General features: G+C 60.6%; 20 protein-coding genes and 1 pseudogene. 8 read left to right on the forward strand and 13 right to left on the reverse strand.

The features are described from left to right. The first annotated feature begins 22 nt into the window (after window positions 1-22). The 6 genes from pcnB (at window position 23) to ACTG19_RS16805 (ending at window position 5,752) form a co-directional block, all read left to right on the forward strand. A complete protein-coding gene (gene pcnB / locus ACTG19_RS16780) occupies window positions 23-1,489 on the forward strand; it encodes a polynucleotide adenylyltransferase PcnB (protein WP_005335642.1) in 1,467 nt (488 codons plus the stop codon). Window positions 1,490-1,500: 11 nt separating this feature from the next. After that, window positions 1,501-2,010: a 2-amino-4-hydroxy-6-hydroxymethyldihydropteridine diphosphokinase gene (gene folK / locus ACTG19_RS16785; RefSeq protein WP_113739794.1), complete on the forward strand. Its 510-nt coding sequence runs from the start codon at window positions 1,501-1,503 to the stop codon at window positions 2,008-2,010. Next, on the forward strand, window positions 2,007-2,801 hold the full coding sequence (panB, locus tag ACTG19_RS16790; protein WP_005335640.1) for a 3-methyl-2-oxobutanoate hydroxymethyltransferase: 795 nt from the start codon (window positions 2,007-2,009) through the stop codon (window positions 2,799-2,801). The genes folK and panB overlap by 4 nt, the downstream gene beginning before the upstream one ends. Before the next feature lie 201 nt (window positions 2,802-3,002). After that, a complete protein-coding gene (panC, locus tag ACTG19_RS16795; RefSeq protein WP_005335639.1) occupies window positions 3,003-3,860 on the forward strand; it encodes a pantoate--beta-alanine ligase in 858 nt (285 codons plus the stop codon). Between the two features lie 24 nt (window positions 3,861-3,884). Beyond that, window positions 3,885-4,235: a putative quinol monooxygenase gene (locus tag ACTG19_RS16800; protein ID WP_342401198.1), complete on the forward strand. Its 351-nt coding sequence runs from the start codon at window positions 3,885-3,887 to the stop codon at window positions 4,233-4,235. Window positions 4,236-4,387: 152 nt separating this feature from the next. Next, a complete protein-coding gene (locus tag ACTG19_RS16805) occupies window positions 4,388-5,752 on the forward strand; it encodes a cation:dicarboxylate symporter family transporter (RefSeq protein ID WP_439989296.1) in 1,365 nt (454 codons plus the stop codon). 82 nt (window positions 5,753-5,834) lie between these two features. Here the strand turns inward: ACTG19_RS16805 and ACTG19_RS16810 are convergent, their stop codons facing one another. The 8 genes from ACTG19_RS16810 to hpt all read right to left on the reverse strand — a co-directional run bounded on the left by ACTG19_RS16810 (window position 5,835) and on the right by hpt (window position 11,605). Then, window positions 5,835-6,362 (reverse strand): rhodanese-like domain-containing protein, encoded by a 528-nt coding sequence (locus ACTG19_RS16810; RefSeq protein WP_439989297.1) that lies wholly within the window; start codon window positions 6,360-6,362, stop codon window positions 5,835-5,837. Between the two features lie 4 nt (window positions 6,363-6,366). After that, window positions 6,367-6,786 carry a MauE/DoxX family redox-associated membrane protein gene (locus tag ACTG19_RS16815; RefSeq protein ID WP_439989298.1) on the reverse strand — a complete coding sequence of 140 codons (420 nt, stop codon included), beginning with the start codon at window positions 6,784-6,786 and terminating at the stop codon, window positions 6,367-6,369. Between the two features lie 14 nt (window positions 6,787-6,800). Further along, window positions 6,801-7,109, reverse strand: coding sequence for a DUF3343 domain-containing protein (locus ACTG19_RS16820; RefSeq protein WP_113739791.1), 309 nt, complete (start codon window positions 7,107-7,109; stop codon window positions 6,801-6,803). Beyond that, window positions 7,106-7,888, reverse strand: a complete 783-nt coding sequence (locus tag ACTG19_RS16825; protein ID WP_113739790.1) for an acyl-CoA dehydratase activase — start codon at window positions 7,886-7,888, stop codon at window positions 7,106-7,108. The genes ACTG19_RS16820 and ACTG19_RS16825 overlap by 4 nt, the downstream gene beginning before the upstream one ends. Window positions 7,889-7,897: 9 nt before the next feature. After that, window positions 7,898-9,049: a double-cubane-cluster-containing anaerobic reductase gene (locus ACTG19_RS16830; RefSeq protein WP_113739789.1), complete on the reverse strand. Its 1,152-nt coding sequence runs from the start codon at window positions 9,047-9,049 to the stop codon at window positions 7,898-7,900. A 226-nt stretch (window positions 9,050-9,275) separates the two neighbouring features. Then, window positions 9,276-10,049 carry an ABC transporter permease gene (locus tag ACTG19_RS16835; RefSeq protein WP_005362866.1) on the reverse strand — a complete coding sequence of 258 codons (774 nt, stop codon included), beginning with the start codon at window positions 10,047-10,049 and terminating at the stop codon, window positions 9,276-9,278. Further along, the gene (locus ACTG19_RS16840; protein ID WP_100652864.1) at window positions 10,046-10,963 is read right to left on the reverse strand and encodes an ABC transporter ATP-binding protein; all 918 of its coding nucleotides are present in this window, start codon (window positions 10,961-10,963) and stop codon (window positions 10,046-10,048) included. Before ACTG19_RS16840 ends, ACTG19_RS16835 begins: the two co-directional genes overlap by 4 nt. A gap of 111 nt (window positions 10,964-11,074) precedes the next feature. Next, on the reverse strand, window positions 11,075-11,605 hold the full coding sequence (gene hpt, locus ACTG19_RS16845) for a hypoxanthine phosphoribosyltransferase (protein WP_005335618.1): 531 nt from the start codon (window positions 11,603-11,605) through the stop codon (window positions 11,075-11,077). A gap of 201 nt (window positions 11,606-11,806) precedes the next feature. Here hpt and ACTG19_RS16850 point away from each other — a divergent pair, with 201 nt between their 5' ends. Further along, window positions 11,807-12,421 carry a TetR/AcrR family transcriptional regulator gene (locus ACTG19_RS16850; protein WP_113739788.1) on the forward strand — a complete coding sequence of 205 codons (615 nt, stop codon included), beginning with the start codon at window positions 11,807-11,809 and terminating at the stop codon, window positions 12,419-12,421. A 72-nt stretch (window positions 12,422-12,493) separates the two neighbouring features. On the opposite strand, the gene ACTG19_RS16855 is transcribed toward ACTG19_RS16850, so the two are convergent. Next, on the reverse strand, window positions 12,494-13,105 hold the full coding sequence (locus tag ACTG19_RS16855; RefSeq protein ID WP_101325777.1) for a flavin prenyltransferase UbiX: 612 nt from the start codon (window positions 13,103-13,105) through the stop codon (window positions 12,494-12,496). Beyond that, on the reverse strand, window positions 13,102-14,472 hold the full coding sequence (mpl, locus tag ACTG19_RS16860; protein WP_005335612.1) for a UDP-N-acetylmuramate:L-alanyl-gamma-D-glutamyl-meso-diaminopimelate ligase: 1,371 nt from the start codon (window positions 14,470-14,472) through the stop codon (window positions 13,102-13,104). Before mpl ends, ACTG19_RS16855 begins: the two co-directional genes overlap by 4 nt. 258 nt (window positions 14,473-14,730) lie before the next feature. On the opposite strand from mpl, the gene ACTG19_RS16865 reads away from it, so the two are divergent. After that, complete coding sequence (locus ACTG19_RS16865) at window positions 14,731-15,432, forward strand: phosphatase PAP2 family protein (RefSeq protein ID WP_201990119.1); 702 nt, start codon at window positions 14,731-14,733, stop codon at window positions 15,430-15,432. Between the two features lie 69 nt (window positions 15,433-15,501). Here ACTG19_RS16865 and galE read toward each other — a convergent pair whose 3' ends face one another. From galE to hcp, 3 genes and pseudogenes are all read right to left on the reverse strand, one after another. Beyond that, the gene (galE, locus tag ACTG19_RS16870) at window positions 15,502-16,515 is read right to left on the reverse strand and encodes a UDP-glucose 4-epimerase GalE (RefSeq protein WP_439989299.1); all 1,014 of its coding nucleotides are present in this window, start codon (window positions 16,513-16,515) and stop codon (window positions 15,502-15,504) included. Window positions 16,516-16,631: 116 nt separating this feature from the next. Beyond that, window positions 16,632-17,620, reverse strand: a pseudogene (locus ACTG19_RS16875) (2Fe-2S iron-sulfur cluster-binding protein). A 110-nt stretch (window positions 17,621-17,730) separates the two neighbouring features. Continuing rightward, window positions 17,731-19,380 carry a hydroxylamine reductase gene (hcp, locus tag ACTG19_RS16880; RefSeq protein WP_439989608.1) on the reverse strand — a complete coding sequence of 550 codons (1,650 nt, stop codon included), beginning with the start codon at window positions 19,378-19,380 and terminating at the stop codon, window positions 17,731-17,733. Window positions 19,381-19,654 lie beyond the last annotated feature (274 nt).

Consider the following 19,654-nt stretch of genomic DNA (forward strand, 5'->3'; position numbering starts at 1 on the left):
GCCTCCCGTCAATTTAGAAGTCATGAAGAGGTGTACCATTTTTTCCCAGATCGCAAACTTTTGCCGCAAGGTGCTCGGCAAGGAAGACGGCGAGCAGTCGGTGGAATCCCCCATTCCAGCCCGTGTCGCCGGTCAACGTCGTACCTTAAGCCGTGATCAGCACCCTATTTCGCGCAAAGAGATCAGCGAGAATGCACTCAAGGTGCTCTATCGCCTGAACAAGGGCGGCTACGAAGCCTACCTGGTCGGCGGCGGAGTCCGGGATCTGCTGCTCGGGAAGACGCCCAAGGATTTCGACATCGCAACCGATGCGACGCCGGAGCAGATCAAGGCGCTGTTCAGCAACTGCCGCCTGATTGGCCGTCGTTTCCGCCTGGCCCACATTGTCTTTGGTCGTGACGTGATCGAAGTGGCCACCTTCCGGGGTCACCACCATCAGGTCAATACCAGCAAACATGTGTCGGCCCAGTCTGATGAAGGCATGCTGCTGCGCGACAACGTCTACGGCACCATCGAAGAGGATGCCGAGCGCCGCGACTTTACCGTCAACGCCCTCTACTACAGCGCCAAAGATTTCACCCTGCACGATTTCGAAGGGGGTCTGGAAGATCTGGCCGAGCGCAAGCTTGAGCTGATCGGCGATCCCGAGACCCGTTATCGTGAAGATCCGGTGCGGATGCTGCGCGCCGTGCGCTTCGCCGCCAAGCTGGATATGACCATCAGTCCGCGTACCGCTGCCCCCATCAAGGAGCTGGCGCCTCTGCTGCAAGACATCCCTGCAGCCCGCCTGTTTGAGGAGACCCTCAAGCTGTTCCTGGCTGGCGACGGTCTGGCGACCTACAAGCTGCTGCGTGAGTATGGCCTATTCCAACAGCTCTTCCCACAAGTGGCTGCGCTGTTTACCCCGCACGGCAACTCGCCCTACGAGCAGTTTATCGAGCAGGCACTGATCGACACCGACACCCGCGTTCGTGAAGATAAGCGCGTCACCCCCGCCTTCCTCTACGCCACCCTGCTGTGGGGCTGCGTCGAGGCCCGTGGTCGGGTGCTGGAGAACGAGAGCGGCCTGCCCTGGTATGACGCCTTCATGCTGGCGATCAACGAGGTGCTGGACAATCAGGTGCGGATCATCGCCGTTCCCCGCCGTTTCACCACAGATGTCCGCGACATCTGGGCACTGCAACAGCGTCTGACCCGTCGTCAGGGCAAGCACCCCGAGCGCGCCATGGAGCATCCTAAGTTCCGCGCGGCGTTCGACTTCCTGTTGCTGCGCAACCGGGTCGAGCGCGGTCTCGGCGAGCTGGCCAGCTGGTGGGAGCGCTATGTTGCCTCCAATCCGGATGTGCGTCCGCAACTGCAGCGTGAAGCGACCCGTCGCCCGGCAAGCGGTGAGCGCGGCGAGGCTCGCAGCCACGATGGCGAGAAGCGCAGCAGCAACAGCCGCAACCGCCGTCGCCCCCGTCGCCGCAAACCGAAAGTGGCCGAGTGACAACAGACGTGATGACCGAGGTCTTCATCGCCATTGGTTCCAACCTGTCTGATCCGCTGGGTCAGGCTCGTCGCGCCGTTGCCGCGTTGGCAAGGTTGCCGGAATCTGTGCTGGTGGAGGCCTCGTCGTTTTACAGCAGCCGCCCCATGGGGCCTGCTGACCAACCGGACTACGTCAATGCCGTGGCCCGGCTCAATACCCGGCTCGCGCCCCTTGCGCTGCTGGATCAATTACAAAAAATCGAGCTGGAACAGGGACGTGTGCGCAAAGATGAGCGGTGGGGGCCGAGAACTCTGGATCTCGATCTGCTGCTCTATGGGGATCAGGTGATCAACCATGAGCGCCTGATCGTACCCCACTACGGCATGAAGGAGCGGGAGTTCGTGCTGCTGCCCCTTGCCGAAATTGCGCCTGCTCTGGTGCTGCCCTGCGGCACCCCGCTCGCCCGACTGGTTGCCCGCTGCCCGCACAATGATTTGGCCATCATTGCTCTGCGTGCAGACGTACAGGAGCCTCTATGAGCAAGATCACCACCGCCAGCCTGCTGAAGATGAAGCAGGAGGGTCAAAAGTTCACCGCCATCACCGCCTATGATGCCACCTTTGCCAAGCTGTTCGACGACGAGGGGGCCCACGTGCTGCTCATCGGCGATTCACTGGGCATGGTGCTGCAAGGGGGCCAGGATACCCTGGCGGTCAACATGGATGAGATGGTCTATCACACCCGCTGTGTGGCGCGCGGTGCCAGCAAAGCACTGGTGGTCGCCGACATGCCGTTCATGAGCTACGCCACCCCCGAGCAGACTTACCAGAACGCTGCCCGCCTGATGGCGGCCGGTGCCCGCATGGTGAAGATGGAAGGGGGCGACTGGCTCTGTGACTCCATCCGCCACCTTACCCGCAACGGGGTGCCGGTGTGCGGTCACCTCGGCCTCACTCCGCAATCCGTTCATGTCTTTGGTGGCTTCAAGGTGCAGGGGCGCGATGAGTTTCAGGCCCAGGAAATTTACCGTCAGGCCCTCGAACTGCAAGCGGCCGGTATCCAGCTGCTGGTGCTCGAGTGTGTGCCCACTGCGTTGGCCGAGCGCATCACCAAGGCGCTTCGCATCCCGGTGATCGGCATTGGTGCCGGCCCCGCGACCGACGGTCAGATTTTGGTGATGCACGATGCCTTTGGCGTCACCTCCGGCTATGTGCCCAAGTTCACCAAGAACTTCCTGGCCGAGACCGGCGATGTGCGTGCCGCCATCCGCCTCTATGTGCAGCAGGTGAGCGAGGGGAGCTTCCCCGGCCCGGAGCACTGCTTCAACTGATCCTGGCGGTTGCATGATGGGGGCTGCGGCCCCCGTCTCTGCTTCTCAGCCTCGCACAGTTAATCCGTATAGCTAATCCGTATCTTATTGATTCATCTAAAGGTGAACTGCTGATAGCCATGTTCGTGCCCCATCCCGCCCGAGCGCTACCGGTAGATGCAACCCGTCTCTCTTTTTGATTTATCGGAAGGTGAACTGCTGATGTTGGTCGTAAATAATCCCGTCGTTCTGCGTGAGCAGATAAGCCAATGGCGCCGTGAAGGGCGTGCCATCGCATTCGTGCCCACCATGGGTAACCTGCATCAGGGCCACCTGACGCTGGTGAAGGAGGCGCACAGCCACGCCGAGAAGGTGGTGGTCAGTATCTTCGTCAACCCGATGCAGTTCGACAAGGCCGAGGATCTTGCCAACTATCCGCGCACTCTGGAGCAGGATTGCGCTGCGCTGGAAGCGGCCGGTGTCGATATGGTGTTCACCCCGACCCCGGAGATCATGTATCCGCAGGGACTGGCCAGCCAGACCTTCGTCGAGGTGCCGGGTCTCTCCAATCTGCTGGAGGGGGCGCTGCGCCCGGGTCACTTCCGTGGTGTCAGTACCGTCGTCACCAAGCTGTTCAATCTGGTACAGCCGGATGTGGCCTGCTTTGGCCAGAAGGATTACCAGCAGCTGGCGCTTATTCGCAAGATGGTGGCCGACATGGCGATGCCCATCGAGATCGTCGGCGTACCCACCGTGCGGGCCGAAGACGGGCTGGCGCTCTCTTCCCGTAACGGCTACCTGACTGCGGCCGAGCGTGCCATTGCCCCCGAGCTGGCGCGCACCATGAACTGGATCGCCGAGCAGATCGAAGCGGGTGACCACCACCTGCCCTCCTTGGTGGCGCAGGCCAGCCAACGCCTCGACAACGCCGGTTTTCGTACCGATGCCATCGACATCGTCGATGCCGCCACCCTCGAATCCGCCACAGACGAGAGCGCGCAGCTGGTGATCCTGATGGCCGCTTATCTTGGCAAGGCCCGCCTTATCGACAATCAAGTGGTCACGCTGCAGCAAGCCTGAGCCCGCCACAACCAGGAGGACCCCATGTCCAAGAAGGTTTACTGCATTGCCCAATTCCTGCCCAAACCCGGTCAGGAGCAAGCCCTGTTTCAGGTGCTGCAGGCGCTCGAGCCCAACACCCTGCGTGAGGATGGTTGCCTGCAATATCGGGTAACCCGCCACATCGCGAGCCCGTTTGCCGAGGGGGAAAGCTTTCCCATCGTGTTCAACGAGATTTGGCAAGATATGGCCTCTTTCGAGGCGCACTGCCAGCGCGTGGAGATCAAGGCTTTCTTCGAGCGTTACTGTCTGGCGGAAGATGGTTTGGCCGCGAAGTGGAATGTCTGCGTCTATAGCGACGAACCCGAGCAGTACGACGCCCCCGTAAAGAAGTAATTCCCCCGATTGCCAGCGGACGCCTCCTCGGGCGTCCGCTGCTTTTTCACGCCTGCACTCTCCTGCATCCCGGCGTTTTGTTCTGCGGCCCAGCCCGCATCTCCCTTCGTTTCTATCCACTTTCGGCCTGATGGCCGCTACAGGTACTCATGATGTTTGTCCTGATTGCATCGCTTGTTTTCTGTCTGCTCTGTTTTGCTCTCACCCGGTTGCCTACCGGTTTGCCGCTCTCGCGCAAGGTGCTTGCGGGTCTGCTGCTTGGCACCCTGTTCGGGCTGGCTCTGCAACTGGGGTGGGGGGCCGATGATGCCGGCGTCCAGCAGACCCTGGAGTGGGTCAATATCATCGGCGGCGGCTATGTCAGTCTGCTCAAGGTGGTGATGATGCCGCTGGTGTTCACCTCCATCCTCTCCGCCATCAACAAGCTGGAGCAGGCCCAGTCTCTCGGCAAGATCAGCGCCGTACTGATCGGCTCCATGCTGACGCTGGTGATGATCGCCGGTGTGGTGGGGATGACGGTGACCCATCTGAGTGGTCTCACTGCCGAGGGGCTGTTGAGCCACGGCAGCGACACGGCAGCGCTGCAACAGAGCATGAGCACCATCGACAGTGCCCAGACCCTGCCGGCCCTGCTGCTCTCGCTGGTGCCCACCAACTTTGCCGCCGATATGGCGGGTAGCCGCGGTCTCTCGGTGATCGGCGTGGTGATCTTCACCGTGCTGGCGGGGGTTGCCCTGCTGCAGTTGAAGGTGGAGCATCCAGAGGCTGGTGCTCGCGCCGCCGTGGCCATCGACACCCTGCAACTGTGGGTGATGAAGATGGTGCGGGTGGTGATTGCGCTCACCCCCTATGGCGTGATGGCGCTGATCGCCCGGGTGGTGGCCCACTATCCCCTGAGCGAGATCCTCAGCCTGCTCGGCTTTATTCTGGTCTGCTACGTTGCCATTCTGGTGATGTTTGCGGTGCACATGGTGATCCTGCTGCTGATCGGCCAGAACCCGCTGCACTACCTGCGGGAAGTGTGGGGTGTGCTCACCTTTGCCTTTATCTCCCGCAGCAGCGCGGCTTCCATTCCGCTCAGCATCGAGACCCAGCAGCGCCTTGGCGTGCCCGCCAGCATCGCCAACTTTGCCGCCTCGTTCGGTGCTAACCTCGGCCAGAACGGCTGCGCTGGCATCTATCCGGCTATGATGGTGGCGATGATTGCCCCCATGCTCGGCATCAACCCCTTCGATCCCCTGTTCCTGCTGACTCTGCTGCCGGTGATTGCACTGGGCTCCATCGGGGTGGCTGGCGTCGGCGGTGGCGGCACCTTCGCCGCGCTGATCGTGCTCTCCACTCTCAGCTTCCCCATCGCGCTGGTGGGGGTGATGATCGCCATCGAGCCGCTGGTGGATATGGGCCGTACCGCCCTCAACGTCAACGGCTCCATCATGGCGGCCATGATCACCAAGCGGTTGCTGGGCAAACAGCAGCTGGCCCAAGCGGAGCCGCCGCAGGAACAGGCCGCCAGCTAACCCCGAGCGTTACCCAATATGAAAGAAGCCCGCAGTTGCGGGCTTCTTTATGTCGACTGTATTGCCTTGTGAGCAGACGCGGTCATTCGGCAGATACGGGGTAACCGGCCCCTTTCCAGGCAAAGATGCCGCCCGGCACCCGATAGACCTGCTGATAGCCCTGAGTCACCGCCCAGGCGGCAGCGTTGTGGCTGCGGCCGCACTTGACGAAGCCGCAGTAGATCACCACAGGACGGGACTTGTCTTCACCCAACAGCGCCTGGAACTGCTCCGCCGTGCCGTTCCCCTCGACAATCTCGCTCCAGTTGTCACCGGCCTTGGCCTCCTTCACGAAGACAAAGTTCTTGGCGCCCGGAATGTGCTCCTTCTTGTAGGAGTCCTCATAGGGCATGGTGTCGATGATCACCAACTCCTCGCCCTTGTCCATGCGGGTCTTCAGCTCGGCTACGGTCAGCAGCTGATAGCCTCCTTGCTGTGTCTCTTGTGCCAGCTGCACTGCCGACTGCTCCAGCTTCACCTCCTGCTCGAACTGGTTGTCGCCACAGCCACCGAGGGCAAAACTGGCGGCGATCAGCGAGGCTACCAGAGTGCGGGATCGCAATGTCATCATGTCACTACTCCTTTGGAACGGGAAAAACGGGGCGGGAAGTTCGCAGCAGGGCGCCCGCAAGCGTCAGTAGCAGCAGATCCCGCACAATGGCCTCCGGCAGCGAGCTGAGATCAGCCCTGCCCAGACAGCCGCAAGAGATGTCGAGCCCGATGGCAACGCCATAGCCCAACACCGGAATAAACAGGGCGAGCAGCCCGATCACCAGCCACAGACCCCAGCGCCGGTTGGCGATGACTGCAAGCCCTGCGCAGAGCTCAAGGGCAATCAGCCCCCAGGCGGCGAACGGGATCAGCGGCGGCCAGATCAGGCCAAAGGCGCCGATCTGCTCGATGAACAGGGCGGGGGAGGCCAGCTTGAACCCGGCGGAGGCGAGGAAGAATCCCCCCAGTGCCAGATTGGCCAGCATGCGCAGATAAACAGCCATGGGATAGATCTTTATCATCCATGACTCCGACTGCCAGCCACAGGCGTTTGCTTCGCCATGTCCGGGCTATCGGCCGGATAGCGGGCCAGCTCCTGATAGTCGCCGTCCGCTTCGCAGCGAAAGACGGCAGCGGTTTCACCGCTCTGGCACCACTGCTGCCACTCGTCTGGCGGGCAGTGGAGGCGAATGGCGAGGCCACAGCCGGCACTGAGCAGGCGCGGCACGTCGCAGACCCGAAACGACAGGTCGTGTTGCTCCAGCCGCTTGCGCATCCTGATCGTGCCGAGAGTGGAGTGGAACAGGTAGAGAAACTCCTGATTCATGATTTGCCTCCCGTGCTGGCGCGCGCGCCGAACAGGGCAGCCCCCAGCGCACCGGCAAACTGGGCATCCGGGTGGGTGGCCACGTCGCAGCCCAACCCTTCGGCCAGATAGTGGCGGAAGGTGGCGCAGTGGCTGACGCCGCCGGTAAAGAGCACTGTCGGTCGGGCGCCGAGGCGGCCGATAAAGTTGGCACTGCGCCGGGCCATGGAGCGGACGATACCGGCCAGGATTGACTCGGCCGGAATGCCCGCCGAGCGCAGGCTGATCGCCTCCGATTCGGCAAACACGGTACACATGCTGCTGATGTCGTGGGGCTCGGCCCCTTGCAGCAGTTCGTCAAGCTGCTCGACCCGAGCTCCCAGAGTGCGGGTGATCACCTCGAGAAAGCGACCGGTGCCGGCGGCGCACTTGTCGTTCATCAGAAAATCGGTGAGGTTGCCGTCGCTATCGAGCTGGATCACCTTGCTGTCCTGCCCGCCGATGTCGATGACGGTGTGTACCGACGGGCAGAGCAGGCGAGCCCCCAGCCCATGGCAGGAGATCTCGGTAACCCGGCGATCGGCGAACGACGCCAGATCGCGGCCATAACCGGTCAGGGTCAGGTGGGGGCGCTCTGGCAAATCGGCCGAAAGTTCGGTCCAGCCTTGCTCGATGGCGGCCAGCGGACGAAAGGGGGTCGGCACCAGAAAACGGCGGACGATACGCCCGCCATCCCGGCTGTCGAACAGGATCCCCTTGGTCGCGGTGGAGCCCGAGTCAATCCCGATGGAGAGTGACACGGCGCCTCCTTACAGCATCTCGATAAAGGCGGCCAGCCGGGTGGCCAGTTGTCCCTTGTCGGCGCTGGAGTAGTCGGTCTCGACTGCCATGTAGGGGATGCCGTGGCGTTCGCGCACATGGCGCTTGATGGCGAGCGACTCCACCGCATAGGTGTGGCAAGCCTGCAGGATCACATCGATCACTCCGTCCGCCTGATACTCCTCCACCATCTGGCTCAGCAGATTCATGCGCTGGTGGTTGGGGGAGATGCAGGAGCAGCCGATGGCCAGATACTTGTCGGTCAGCGCATCGAACGGATCGCCCTCCTCGCTGACGCACTGCTCGGTCGCCTTGGCGCCGGTGCAGTTCTCGTAACCCACCACCCAGCCGCCGTGCTCCTCGATGAGACGCACCACCTTGTCGGCCGCGCCGCCGATGGGGCAGCCGGTGATGAGGATGCGCGGGCGGGCATCGAGCCGCTTGCCCTCGGCATACTCGACCTTGATGCGGCGGGTCATCTCCTGCAGCTCGCTGATGAGCAGCTCCTTGTCGAAGCGGAAGGTGGCGCCATAGACCACCTTGAGCAGGTCGGTGCCGCTCAGCGCCGGCGGGTTGAGCTGGCCCAGCCGGTAGAAATTGGCCAGCGCGCGGCGTTCGCGGTTTTTCAGCACGATGGCGTCTCGCAATGCCTGCTCGCTGATGGGCTTGCCGAACTGCTGCTCCAGCAACTCCTTGAAGCGGACGATTTCGCTGCGCCACAGGTTGCGGGAGGCTTCGTCATCGGCGCGGTTGGGCAACTGCATCACATGCACCGGTTTGAACTCGGCCATGTACTCGTACATCTTCTTCTTGCCGTCGCAGGTGGTTTCCCCCACCACCAGATCGGAGAAGTAGAAGTAGGGGCACTTGTCGGTCTTGCCAAAACCGTAGCTGCTCTTGATGAGCGGGCAGAGGTTGCGGGGCAGATCTTTCTCGGCCTCCTCGATGGTCTCGTCGCTGGTGGAGCAGAGCGATACCACCACGGCGCCGGCGGCTATCGCCACCTCCTGCGGCATAAAGGTACAGTAGGTACCGACCAGGGGGATCTGTCGCTCCTTGAGTGCCATTACAGCCAGAAAGCCCTGACGACGGGCATCTGAAAAACTATCGAATATGGCTGGCAACTCGGTGATAAGTGACATAGGCGATCCTGCCCTGATGAGAGAAATGAAGAGACGGACGAGCCATCCGTGACGGCACATCCAACCGCGAGAATTATACCTTTGGGGGTAATTCGAAAATTGCGGTGGATCACAAGGTGTCAGGTAAATCCTTAATGACAGGCAGGTTATTGAGAAGGGGGCTAGCAGGTTGAAGGGGCTACAGGGGGAATAAAAAACGGGCACCGCGAGGTGCCCGTTTTGGCAATCAGTGGCGCAGGCCGGTGCCGCGGGAGATGAGCCACCAGGCGATACCGTAGAGGGCCACGATAAAGCCGATGATGATGAGGTAGGCGGTGCCGAGCGGCACGTCGGAGATACCGAGGAAGCCGTAACGGAACGCGTTCACCATGTAGATGATGGGGTTCACCTGGGAGACACCCTGCCAGAAGGGGGGCAGCAGGCTGATGGAGTAGAACACCCCGCCCAGATAGGTGAGGGGAGTCAGTACGAAGGTGGGGATGATGCTGATGTCGTCGAAGGTCTTGGCAAACACCGCGTTGATGAGGCCACCCAGCGAGAAGAGGATGGCGGTGAGCAGCACGGTCACGCAGACGCTGAACAGATGGTGGATCTGCAGCGGCACGAAGAACAGCGACACCAGGGTGACGATGAGGCCGACACAGAGGCCGCGCGCCACGCCACCGCCCACGTAACCGGCGATGATGACGTAGTTGGGTACCGGCGCGACCAGCATCTCCTCGATATTGCGCTGAAACTTGGCGCTGAAGAAGGAGGAGGCAACGTTGGAGTAGGAGTTGGTGATCACCGACATCATGATGAGGCCGGGCACGATGAACTCCATGTAGGTGAAACCGCCCATGTCACCGATGCGCGAACCGATCAGGTTGCCGAAGATGACGAAGTAGAGGCTCATGGTGATGGCCGGTGGCACCAGGGTCTGGATCCAGATCCGGGTAAAGCGGCTCACCTCTTTGGCCAGAATGCTCTTGAAGGCGATGTAGTAGATGGCCAGATTCATGCTTTTCTCCCCTCTTCGACCAGATTGACGAACAGCTCTTCCAGCCGGTTGGCCTTGTTGCGCATGCTCACGACCTGCACCTGCTGGTTCGACAGCTGCTCGAACAGGCTGTTGAGTGACTGGCTCTTGTCGAGATCCACCTCGAGGGTGCGCTCATCCTGCATGCGGCCGTTGAACTCTGGCACCTCAGGTACGGCAGAACCTGGCGCAAGGTCGAGCAGGAAGGTCTCGCGACCCAGCTTGCCCAGCAGATTCTTCATGCTGGTGTTCTCGATCAGGCGACCCTTGTCGATGATGCCGATGTTGCGGCAGAGCATCTCGGCCTCTTCCAGATAGTGGGTGGTGAGAATAATGGTGACGCCCTGCTCGTTGAGATCCTTGAGGAAGGTCCACATGGAGCGGCGTATCTCGATATCGACCCCGGCGGTCGGTTCATCGAGGATCAGCAGCTTGGGCTCGTGCATCAGGGCGCGGGCGATCATCAGGCGACGCTTCATGCCGCCTGAGAGAGTGCGGGCAGGCATGTCGCGCTTCTCCCACAGATCGAGCTGGCGCAGGTACTTCTCGGCGCGGATCTTGGCTTCTGCCTTGGGCACGCCGTAGAAACCGGCCTGATGGGTGACAATCTGGATCACCTTCTCGAACTGGCTGAAGTTGAACTCCTGCGGCACCAGCCCGAGCTGGGCCTTGGCCTGTTCGAGATCGCTGTCGATGTCGTAGCCAAATACCTTCACCTTTCCGGCGCTCTTGTTTACCAGCGAGCTGATGACGCCGATGGTGGTGGACTTGCCCGCGCCGTTCGGGCCGAGCAGGGCGAAGAAATCCCCCTGCCTGACGGTAAGATCGATGCCTTTAAGGGCTTCGACGCCCCCCTGATAGGTCTTTTTCAGGCCGCTGATTTCCAGTGCGTTCATTGCAACCTCTGTGATGGTTGAATCCGGCTCGATACAGAAAAGGCGGCCAAGGCCGCCTGCACAGAGTAAAGGGCGCAAGGCCGCTTCACCCGTGATATTCCTGAACCTGGCTTACTCCTGAGGTACCACTTTGCCGATAAACGGCAGGTTGCGGTACTTCTGGGCGTAGTCGATGCCGCAGCCGACCACGAATTCGTCCGGGATGGCGAAGCCAATCCAGTCGACCGGCACCTGCACTTCGCGGCGGGAGGGTTTGTCCAGCAGGGTGCAGATGGCCAGGGATTTCGGCTCGCGCAGGGAGAGGATCTCGCGCACCTTGTTGAGGGTGTAACCGGTGTCGATGATGTCTTCCACGATCACCACATCCTTGCCCTTGATGTCGTCGTCCAGGTCTTTGAGGATGCGGACGTCACGGGTGCTGTGCATGCCGGAGCCGTAGCTGGAGGCGGTCATGAAGTCCAGGGTGATGGGCAGCTGGCACTGGCGGCAGAGGTCGGCCAGGAAGATGCAGGAACCGCGCAGCAGCGCAATCATCACGACTTCGTCAGAACCCTGATAGCGGGCGGTGATCTCTTCACCCAATTTGGCGATCCGGGCGGCTACTTCAGCCTCGGAGATCATCACCTCGACGGTGTGTTTCATCACTTACTCCCATAAGGCCAAAGGGGATTTGGCCGTTCATGAATATCAAAACCGATGATTCTACCACTCATGTTGAAGGGTGCTAGAGATACGTGGTGCTTTTATCGGCTTATTTTAATTGATAGAGTTAGCAGGCACTCAGGCATGATTAGTTAAAATACTATAAACACCATAATCAATAACTATTAGATGATAAAAACTATGGAACCACGCGCAGAAATAAGACGTCGTACCCGGCTGTCGCCGGAAGCTCGTCGCTCCCAATTGATGGAATGTGCCATCGAGGTGTTCTCCCGTCGCGGCATTGGCCGTGCAGGTCACGCCGAGATAGCCGAACAGGCCAAGGTCTCTGTGGCTACCGTCTTCAACTATTTCAACACCCGCGAGGAGTTGGTAGATGAGGTGCTGGCCGAGATCGAACGCTTTGTGAACCAAATGCTGTCGCAGGCATACGGTGACCAGGGCTCCATTTTCGACAAGATCCAGCGTCATGTACGCCTCTCTGTCGATGCCGCCTACGATCAACCGGATTATGCCGGTATCTGGCTGGAGTGGAGCTCATCGGTTCGGGAAGAGGTATGGCCCCGCTATACCCGGCTGCTCGATCACTGCCTTGAGCTGATCGCCAGCGAGCTGCAAACCGCCATGGATGCAGGGGAGATCACCAGCGTGCTGTCAGCACAGGATCTGGCCCGCTCTTTGACCGGTTTTGGCTATGTGATGATGCAGATGATCAATCAACCTCTGCGCCCGGCGCGCCAAGAGGTGACTGATTTCCTGTTCAAGTACGTGACGGCGCCAATTCAGGCTCGCTAACACGACTTAACGAAAAAACGGCGTCACTCATTGAGTGGCGCCGTTTTTTTATGGCCGAATGTGGCGGTCACCTCAATGGTGGCCATAGCCCCAGCGGTGGGTCAGCTCATGCTCGACACCCAGATGATCGAGGATGCGGGCGACCATAAAGTCCACCAGATCCTCGATGCTTTTCGGCTCATGATAGAAACCGGGCGCAGCGGGCATGATGGTCACCCCGAGCCGTGCCAGTTTCAGCATGTTCTCCAGATGGATCGCCGAGAAGGGGGTTTCGCGGGGCACCAGGATCAGCTGGCCGCGCTCCTTGATCACCACATCCGCCGCCCGCTCCAGCAGGTTGTCGGAGGTACCGTTGGCAATGGCCGAGACGGTGCCCATGGAGCAGGGGCAGACCACCATCTGTTTGGGGGCTGCCGAACCGGAGGCGACTGGCGAGAACCACTCCTCCTTGCCGCAGGCGACAATCTGCCCCTCCTTGGCGCCATATTGGCGACAAAGATAGGCAGAGAGCTCTTTCGGCGAGCCGGGCCAATCCTGTTGCTGCTCGGTCTTGAGTACCACACGAGCTGCCGAGGAGGCGAGCAGATAGACCCGATAGTCCGCCTGCACCAGACACTGGAGCAGGCGCAGGGCGTAGGGGGCGCCGGAGGCACCGGTCAGCGCCAGGGTGATCGTTTTGTTCATAGTTCGCCGTGGTAATCCTTGAGGCGGGCGATCAGCTTGTCATGAATGCCGCCAAAGCCGCCGTTGCTCATGATCAGAATATGGTCGCCATCGCGGCTCTCGGCCACCAGCCGATTGATCAGGGTCTCCAGATCGTTGAATACCTTGGCCGGACGGGTCATATGGGCCGTCACCTCGCCGAGATCCCAGCCGATGTTGGGGGGTTGGAAGAAGAACACCTCGTCGGCGCCATCGAAGCAGCCAGCCAGCTCCTCCTTGTGAACCCCCAGTTTCATGGTGTTGGAGCGCGGCTCCAGCACTGCCAGGATACGGGCTTTGCCTACCTTGGCGCGCAGACCGCCAAGGGTGGTTTCGATGGCGGTGGGGTGGTGGGCGAAGTCGTCATAAACGCTGATGCCAGCTACCTCGCCCTTGAGCTCCATCCGCCGTTTGGGGGATTTGAACTGGCAGAGGGCTGCAATACCGTGCTCCACCATGACACCGGCGTGGCGGGCAGCCGCGATAGCCATCAGGCCATTGTTGACGTTGTGCTCGCCGATGCACTCCCAGTGCACCTCGCCCTGCTTTTCGCCATCCAGCCACACCTCGAAAGCGGAGCCGTCATCGGCCAGCTTGACCGCTTTCCACTTGGCGTCGTCCTGACCGACCAGCTCCACTTCGCTCCAGCAGCCCATCTTGCGTACGGCGGTGAGGTTGTCATCGGCTTGCGGGAACAGCACCCGGCCGTTGCTCGGCACGGTACGCATCAGGTGGTGGAACTGGCGCTGGATGGCGGCGAGATCCGGGAAGATATCGGCGTGGTCGAACTCCAGGTTGTTCATCACCAGGGTACGCGGGTGGTAGTGAACGAACTTGGAGCGCTTGTCGAAGAAGGCGCAGTCGTACTCGTCCGCTTCGATGACGAAGAAGGGGGCAGAGCCGAGACGGGCGGAGACCGGGAAGTTGCCCGGCACGCCGCCAATAAGGAAACCGGGCTCCAGTTTGGCGTACTCCAGCACCCAGGCCAGCATGCTGGCGGTGGTGGTCTTGCCGTGGGTGCCGGCAACGGCCAGTACCCAGCGATCCTGCAGCACATGCTCCAGCAGCCACTGGGGGCCGGAGATGTAGGGCAGATTGCGGTCCAGCACATATTCAACACAGGGGTTGCCGCGGCTCATGGCGTTGCCGATCACCACCAGATCCGGCGCCGGATCGAGTTGGGAGGGGTCATAGCCTTCGGTCAGTTCGATGCCCTGTTGCTCGAGCTGGGTACTCATGGGGGGATAGACGTTGGCATCCGAACCGGTCACCCGATAACCAAGCTGTTTTGCCAACACCGCCAGACCACCCATAAAGGTGCCGCAGATCCCGAGAATGTGAATATGCATACCGCTTCCTTTCGCAGTAAAGGGAAGTGGGCATTCTAGGGGGTGTTGCGGTGGTGGCACAAGCCGCACTCATGGTGAGAGGCCCACAGATGACGCACTGGAGGCAGAAATATTGTCGCTGTCGCGGTGTGCGAGGCTGGAGTGGGTTGTTGGGCTTTATTTGAGGCTTGATTTTGTGTCGCACTTTCTTACAATTCTTCGGTTTTGTGACGCACCCTGCAGTTTTACGATATCGCCCTTTTCAAACGGAGAGTCCCCATGGGCAAGTTCCTGCTTTGCTATCTGGTCGGTGGTCTGGTGGCCATCAGTTGGGCTGCGCTGCCCGCTCATGGTCCCTGGGATCAGTGGGACCTCGCGATTTTTCATACCGTCAATGGCTGGCTCGGGCAGTCTGCGCTGTGGGCCGATCTGGTGGCCATCACTAATAACCGGCTGTTCGATCTGGCAGTACTGACCTGTATGGGGTTGATCCTGGCCCGCTGTTTCTTTGCCCGGGATTTGGCGGGGCGTCGCCAACTGGTGGCGATGGGCATTGTCATGCTGCTGAGTGCACTGGTGATCAACCAGCTTGGTCACCGATTGCCGGTGGAGCGGCCCAGCCCGACCCTGATGGTGCCCGATGCGCTGCGGGTGACCCAGCTAAGCGGTATTCCGACCAAGGACTCTTCGGGCGATAGTTTCCCGGGGGATCATGCCCTGTTCCTGATGATCTTCGCGGGTTACGCCTTACGTTATCTGCCACGTTGGGCGGGTCTCACCGCATTGTTGATGGTGCCGCTCTTTTCCGCACCACGCATTCTGGCGGGCGCTCACTGGTTTACCGATGTCTACGTCGGCGCACTGGGGCTGGCCACCCTCTGCCTGCCCTGGTTGCTGCTGACCCCCCTGGCGGATCGGCTGATAGAGCGCATCGCCCCCCGATTGTCCCGTGTGCCGCTGCTGCGCAGTCAGACCCACTGATTGAATGTCGCAAAATAAAACGCCCCGACATGAAAATGTCGGGGCGTTTTGTTATCCACCCGCGAGAGATCAGCTTTGATAGCCGTTCGGATTCTGGCTTTGCCAGCGCCAGGTATCGATCATCATCCGCTCCAGACCGCGCTCTGCCTGCCAACCCAGCTCGGCACGGGCCAGTGTCGGCTCGGCCCAGCACTCGGCGATGTCGCCCGGGCGACGGGGTTTGATCTGGTAGGGAATGGTGCGACCGCTGGCCACTTCAAATGCCTTGATCATCTCCAGCACCGAGTACCCCTGACCGGTGCCCAGGTTATAGGTAAAGACGCCGGTATCAGACTCGATGCGTGCCAGCGCTTTGAGGTGACCGATGGCGAGATCCACCACGTGGATGTAATCGCGCACGCCGGTGCCATCCGGGGTCGGGTAGTCGTTGCCAAATACCCCCAGCTCCTTGAGCTTGCCGACACCCACCTGGCTGATATAGGGCAACAGGTTGTTGGGGATGCCGTTGGGATCTTCACCAATCAGGCCGCTCTCGTGGGCGCCTACCGGGTTGAAGTAACGCAGCAGTACGATGGCCCAGCGGGGATCGGATTTGGCGAGATCACGGAGGATCTCCTCCACCATCAGCTTGGAGCGACCATAGGGGTTGGTGGCGCTGGTGGGGAAATCTTCCCGCAGCGGTACCGAGGCGGGATCGCCATAGACGGTGGCCGAGGAGCTGAATACCAAGCGGAAAACGCCAGCCTGGGCCATCTCTTCGCACAGCACCAGGGTGCCGGTGATGTTGTTCTGGTAGTAGGTGAGCGGGATCTGGCTCGACTCTCCGACCGCCTTGAGACCGGCGAAGTGGATCACCGATTTGATCTGATGGTTGGCAAACAGCTGCTGCAGACAGGCTCTGTCCAGCACATCCCCTTCGACGAAGGTGACCGGCTTGCCGGTGATCTGTTCGACCCGCTTGAGTGACTCCGGTGAAGAGTTGGAGAGGTTGTCCAGCACCACGACCTGCTGCCCCGCACCGAGCAGCTCAACCAGGGTGTGGGAGCCGATATAGCCGGCACCCCCTGTGACCAGTATTGTCATTTTTTATCCCGTGTTCTGGTGAAACTGGGGCAGAGTCTAGCGCCCCTGTCTAGTTGGGAAAAGGTTGGGATACCGATAACGCGTTCACCGCACCTCACAGAAGCCTTCACCACACCTCAATAATCGAGACTGATATCCCCTTTCGCAGTGCAGGAGCATGCCAGAGCAATGCCGCTCTCCAGATCCTGAGCACTCAATGTCATCACGCTCTGGCGCTCGATGTCACCAGTGGTGGTGCAACGACAGCTGCCACATACTCCGGCGCGACAAGCAGCCATCATGGTTTCACCAGCAGCTTCCAGCGCAGCCAGCAGGGTCTGACCCGGCAGGATCTTCACCTTTTTGCCGCTCTTTTTCAGGGTCAGCCAGAAGTGGTCGCTGGTGGTGGTGGCGGGGTCTGTGGGGGGAAGGCCAAAGGACTCCTGATGCAGCTGATCCGGCGGCAATCCCAGCTCAGCCAGCATGGCGCTGACCGCCGCCATATAGGGGGTTGGCCCGCAGAGATAGACATGGCGTTCGCGCAGATCTGGGGCCAATTCGGCCAGCATGGCGGGGGTAAGTCGGCCAATCCAGGGGTGATCTGCAGGGGCCTCTTCCAGAATCAGGGCATGGCGTACACCGGCATGGGCCTCAGCCAGTGCAGCCAAGTCATCTGCGAAGATCACATCTGCTGGCGAGCGGGCGCTATGAATAAAGTGGATATCGGCATCCGGCCGTTTGGCGAGCTCGTCCCGCAACATGGCCCACATGGGGGTAATGCCGGAACCGGCACTGAGCAGCAGTGGCCGTTCGCAAGGCAAGGCAGTCAGGTTGAAGTCGCCGAACGGGCCATCCACCCGGATCTCGCCCCCACTTGCAGGGTCTGGTGCATATGGCGAGAGACCCGTCCCACATCCTTGATAGTCACTTGCCAGCATTCATCCTGCGGGCTGGAGGAGAGGGTATAGGCGCGGCACTCCGGCTGGCCGTCAATCTCGGTATGCAGGGTGATGCACTGGCCAGCCAGCACGGGAGGGAGGCTGCCGGAAAGCGGCGCCAGCTGCCAGCTCACGACGTCGTGGGTGTTCTGTTGGCGGCCAATGCAGGTGAGCGTGAGAGAGGTCATCACAAGGCTCCTTAGGTTTGAAACGGTTCGAAAACGTCTGGTGAAAAAGCCGGATCCAGAAAAAAGGCGAGCCGGACGGCTCGCCAAACGCTTACAACATGAGGTGCCGATTAAGCCGCCAGGATCTCGGCCAAGTCAGCTTCGGCCGTGGTGGTCCCTTTCAGGCCGAATTGCTCCTCCAGCACCTTGAGCAGCGCCGGGGTGAGGAAGGCGGGGGCGGTCGGGCCGGTACGAATGTCCTTCACCCCGAGGGAGAGCAGGGTGAGCAGAATGACGATGGCTTTTTGCTCGAACCAGGAGAGCACCAGCGTCAGCGGCAGATCGTTGACCCCGCACTCGAACGCCTCGGAGAGTGCCAGCGCCAACTGGATGGCGGAGTAGGCATCGTTGCACTGGCCCACGTCCAGCAGGCGCGGAATGCCGCCGATGTCGCCAAAGTCGAGCTTGTTGAACTTGTACTTGCCGCAGCCCAGGGTGAGCAGCAGGCTGTCGCGCGGCGCCGCCTTGGCAAATTCGGTGAAGTAGGCGCGCTCGGCCTTGTCGCCGTCACAGCCACCTACCAGGAAGAAGTGGCTGATCTCTCCGGCTTTGACCTTCTCAATCACTGCGGGGGCGGCCTGCATCAGGGCGTTGCGGGCAAAGCCGATGGTGATGAAGTGCTCGAGCTCGGTGTGCTTGAAGCCTTCCAGCGCTTGCGCCTTGGCGATCACGGCGGAGAAATCATCCCCCTCCAGATGGGTTATGCCGGGCCAGCCGACGATGGAGCGGGTGAAGATGCGATCCGAGTAGTTGCCCACATTCGGGTCGATGATGCAGTTGGAGGTCATCACCACGGCGCCCGGGAAGTTGGCAAACTCTTTCTGCTGGTTCTGCCAGGCGGATCCGTAGTTGCCCACCAGATGGGGGTACTGCTTGAAGAAGGGGTAGGCTAGCGCAGGCAGCATCTCACCATGGGTGTAGATGTTGATGCCGGTTCCCTTGGTTTGCTCCAGAATGAGCTTGAGATCCATCATGTCGTGGCCGGAGACCAGAATGCACTTGCCGGAGATGGGGGTTACGCGTACCTGGGTGGGTTCCGGATGGCCGAAGGCGCTGGTTTCACCGAGATCCAGCATCTCCATGATTTTGAAGTTGAGCTGACCGATCTCCATGGCACAGCTGAACAGCCGACCCATTTCGCTCGGGTCTGTGCTGAGCCAGCTCATGATGCGGTGGAATTCGGCGGCCACCTCGTCACTCTGCTGATCCAGCACCCGGGCGTGCTCCATATAGGCGGCGGCGCCCTTGAGGCCGTAAAGACAGAGCAGACGCAGCCCCATGATGTCTTCGTTCACTTCGCTCTTGCCCCGATTGGGTGCGGCTGGTGCGGCATGGGCAAGTTGTTCCAGCAGTTCGGCACCGGGTTCGAAGTAAGCGGACTGTGGCAAATCGTTCACCTGCACCGCCATAGCGGTCAGACGATCGGCCAACTGCTGGCGATAGGCGAGGGCCTGATTGACGTAGGCCACGATGCGATTCGAGTCGAAGTTGACGTTGGTGAGGGTGGCGAAGAAGGCCTTGGGCACGAAGGCATCGATCTCGCGATCCATGATGCCCTGCTCGCGGGCGGCCAGCGCCCAGGCGCTGAGCCCCTGCAGGGTGTAGATCAGCACATCCTGCAGATCCGAGGTTTCAGCCGTCTTGCCGCACATACCTTGTGCGTAGGCACAGCCGTTGCCAGCCGGGGTACGAATTGTCTGTTCACATTGCACACAAAACATCATGCCTCTCCTAATTGGACATTTCAGTTGTCTGTTTTGTGGCGATTCTATTCCTCTTGCGAAAAACTTAATAGGCATTCAATTTGCCAATTAAGATTCCCTTGATGCAGATCAAAAACAAAAAAAGCCGCCCAAACAGGGCGGCAAGCGGGTGGATAAAAGGAGAGACAACTCAGGTTTGCAACAGAACATAACAATCAGACGGATTGGGCCGTGGTCTGGTCAGGAGCTTTCGGCCCGGAACTTACTCAACCCAGCATACGTACGCTGTAGT

Origin of the sequence: Aeromonas sp. 3P (assembly GCF_051919745.1) — a bacterium.
GTDB lineage: Bacteria > Pseudomonadota > Gammaproteobacteria > Enterobacterales > Aeromonadaceae > Aeromonas > Aeromonas veronii.

Excerpts from the sequence above, each read along its gene's own strand:
- pcnB (WP_005335642.1), top strand. The coding sequence starts at position 23 with ATGAAGAGGTGTACCATTTTTTCCCAGATCGCAAACTTTTGCCGCAAG.
- folK (WP_113739794.1), top strand. The coding sequence starts at position 1,501 with ATGACCGAGGTCTTCATCGCCATTGGTTCCAACCTGTCTGATCCGCTG.
- panB (WP_005335640.1), top strand. The coding sequence starts at position 2,007 with ATGAGCAAGATCACCACCGCCAGCCTGCTGAAGATGAAGCAGGAGGGT.
- panC (WP_005335639.1), top strand. The coding sequence starts at position 3,003 with ATGTTGGTCGTAAATAATCCCGTCGTTCTGCGTGAGCAGATAAGCCAA.
- ACTG19_RS16800 (WP_342401198.1), top strand. The coding sequence starts at position 3,885 with ATGTCCAAGAAGGTTTACTGCATTGCCCAATTCCTGCCCAAACCCGGT.
- ACTG19_RS16805 (WP_439989296.1), top strand. The coding sequence starts at position 4,388 with ATGTTTGTCCTGATTGCATCGCTTGTTTTCTGTCTGCTCTGTTTTGCT.
- ACTG19_RS16810 (WP_439989297.1), bottom strand. The coding sequence starts at position 6,362 with ATGATGACATTGCGATCCCGCACTCTGGTAGCCTCGCTGATCGCCGCC.
- ACTG19_RS16815 (WP_439989298.1), bottom strand. The coding sequence starts at position 6,786 with ATGGCTGTTTATCTGCGCATGCTGGCCAATCTGGCACTGGGGGGATTC.
- ACTG19_RS16820 (WP_113739791.1), bottom strand. The coding sequence starts at position 7,109 with ATGAATCAGGAGTTTCTCTACCTGTTCCACTCCACTCTCGGCACGATC.
- ACTG19_RS16830 (WP_113739789.1), bottom strand. The coding sequence starts at position 9,049 with ATGTCACTTATCACCGAGTTGCCAGCCATATTCGATAGTTTTTCAGAT.
- ACTG19_RS16835 (WP_005362866.1), bottom strand. The coding sequence starts at position 10,049 with ATGAATCTGGCCATCTACTACATCGCCTTCAAGAGCATTCTGGCCAAA.
- ACTG19_RS16840 (WP_100652864.1), bottom strand. The coding sequence starts at position 10,963 with ATGAACGCACTGGAAATCAGCGGCCTGAAAAAGACCTATCAGGGGGGC.
- hpt (WP_005335618.1), bottom strand. The coding sequence starts at position 11,605 with ATGAAACACACCGTCGAGGTGATGATCTCCGAGGCTGAAGTAGCCGCC.
- ACTG19_RS16850 (WP_113739788.1), top strand. The coding sequence starts at position 11,807 with ATGGAACCACGCGCAGAAATAAGACGTCGTACCCGGCTGTCGCCGGAA.
- ACTG19_RS16855 (WP_101325777.1), bottom strand. The coding sequence starts at position 13,105 with ATGAACAAAACGATCACCCTGGCGCTGACCGGTGCCTCCGGCGCCCCC.
- mpl (WP_005335612.1), bottom strand. The coding sequence starts at position 14,472 with ATGCATATTCACATTCTCGGGATCTGCGGCACCTTTATGGGTGGTCTG.
- ACTG19_RS16865 (WP_201990119.1), top strand. The coding sequence starts at position 14,731 with ATGGGCAAGTTCCTGCTTTGCTATCTGGTCGGTGGTCTGGTGGCCATC.
- galE (WP_439989299.1), bottom strand. The coding sequence starts at position 16,515 with ATGACAATACTGGTCACAGGGGGTGCCGGCTATATCGGCTCCCACACC.
- hcp (WP_439989608.1), bottom strand. The coding sequence starts at position 19,380 with ATGTTTTGTGTGCAATGTGAACAGACAATTCGTACCCCGGCTGGCAAC.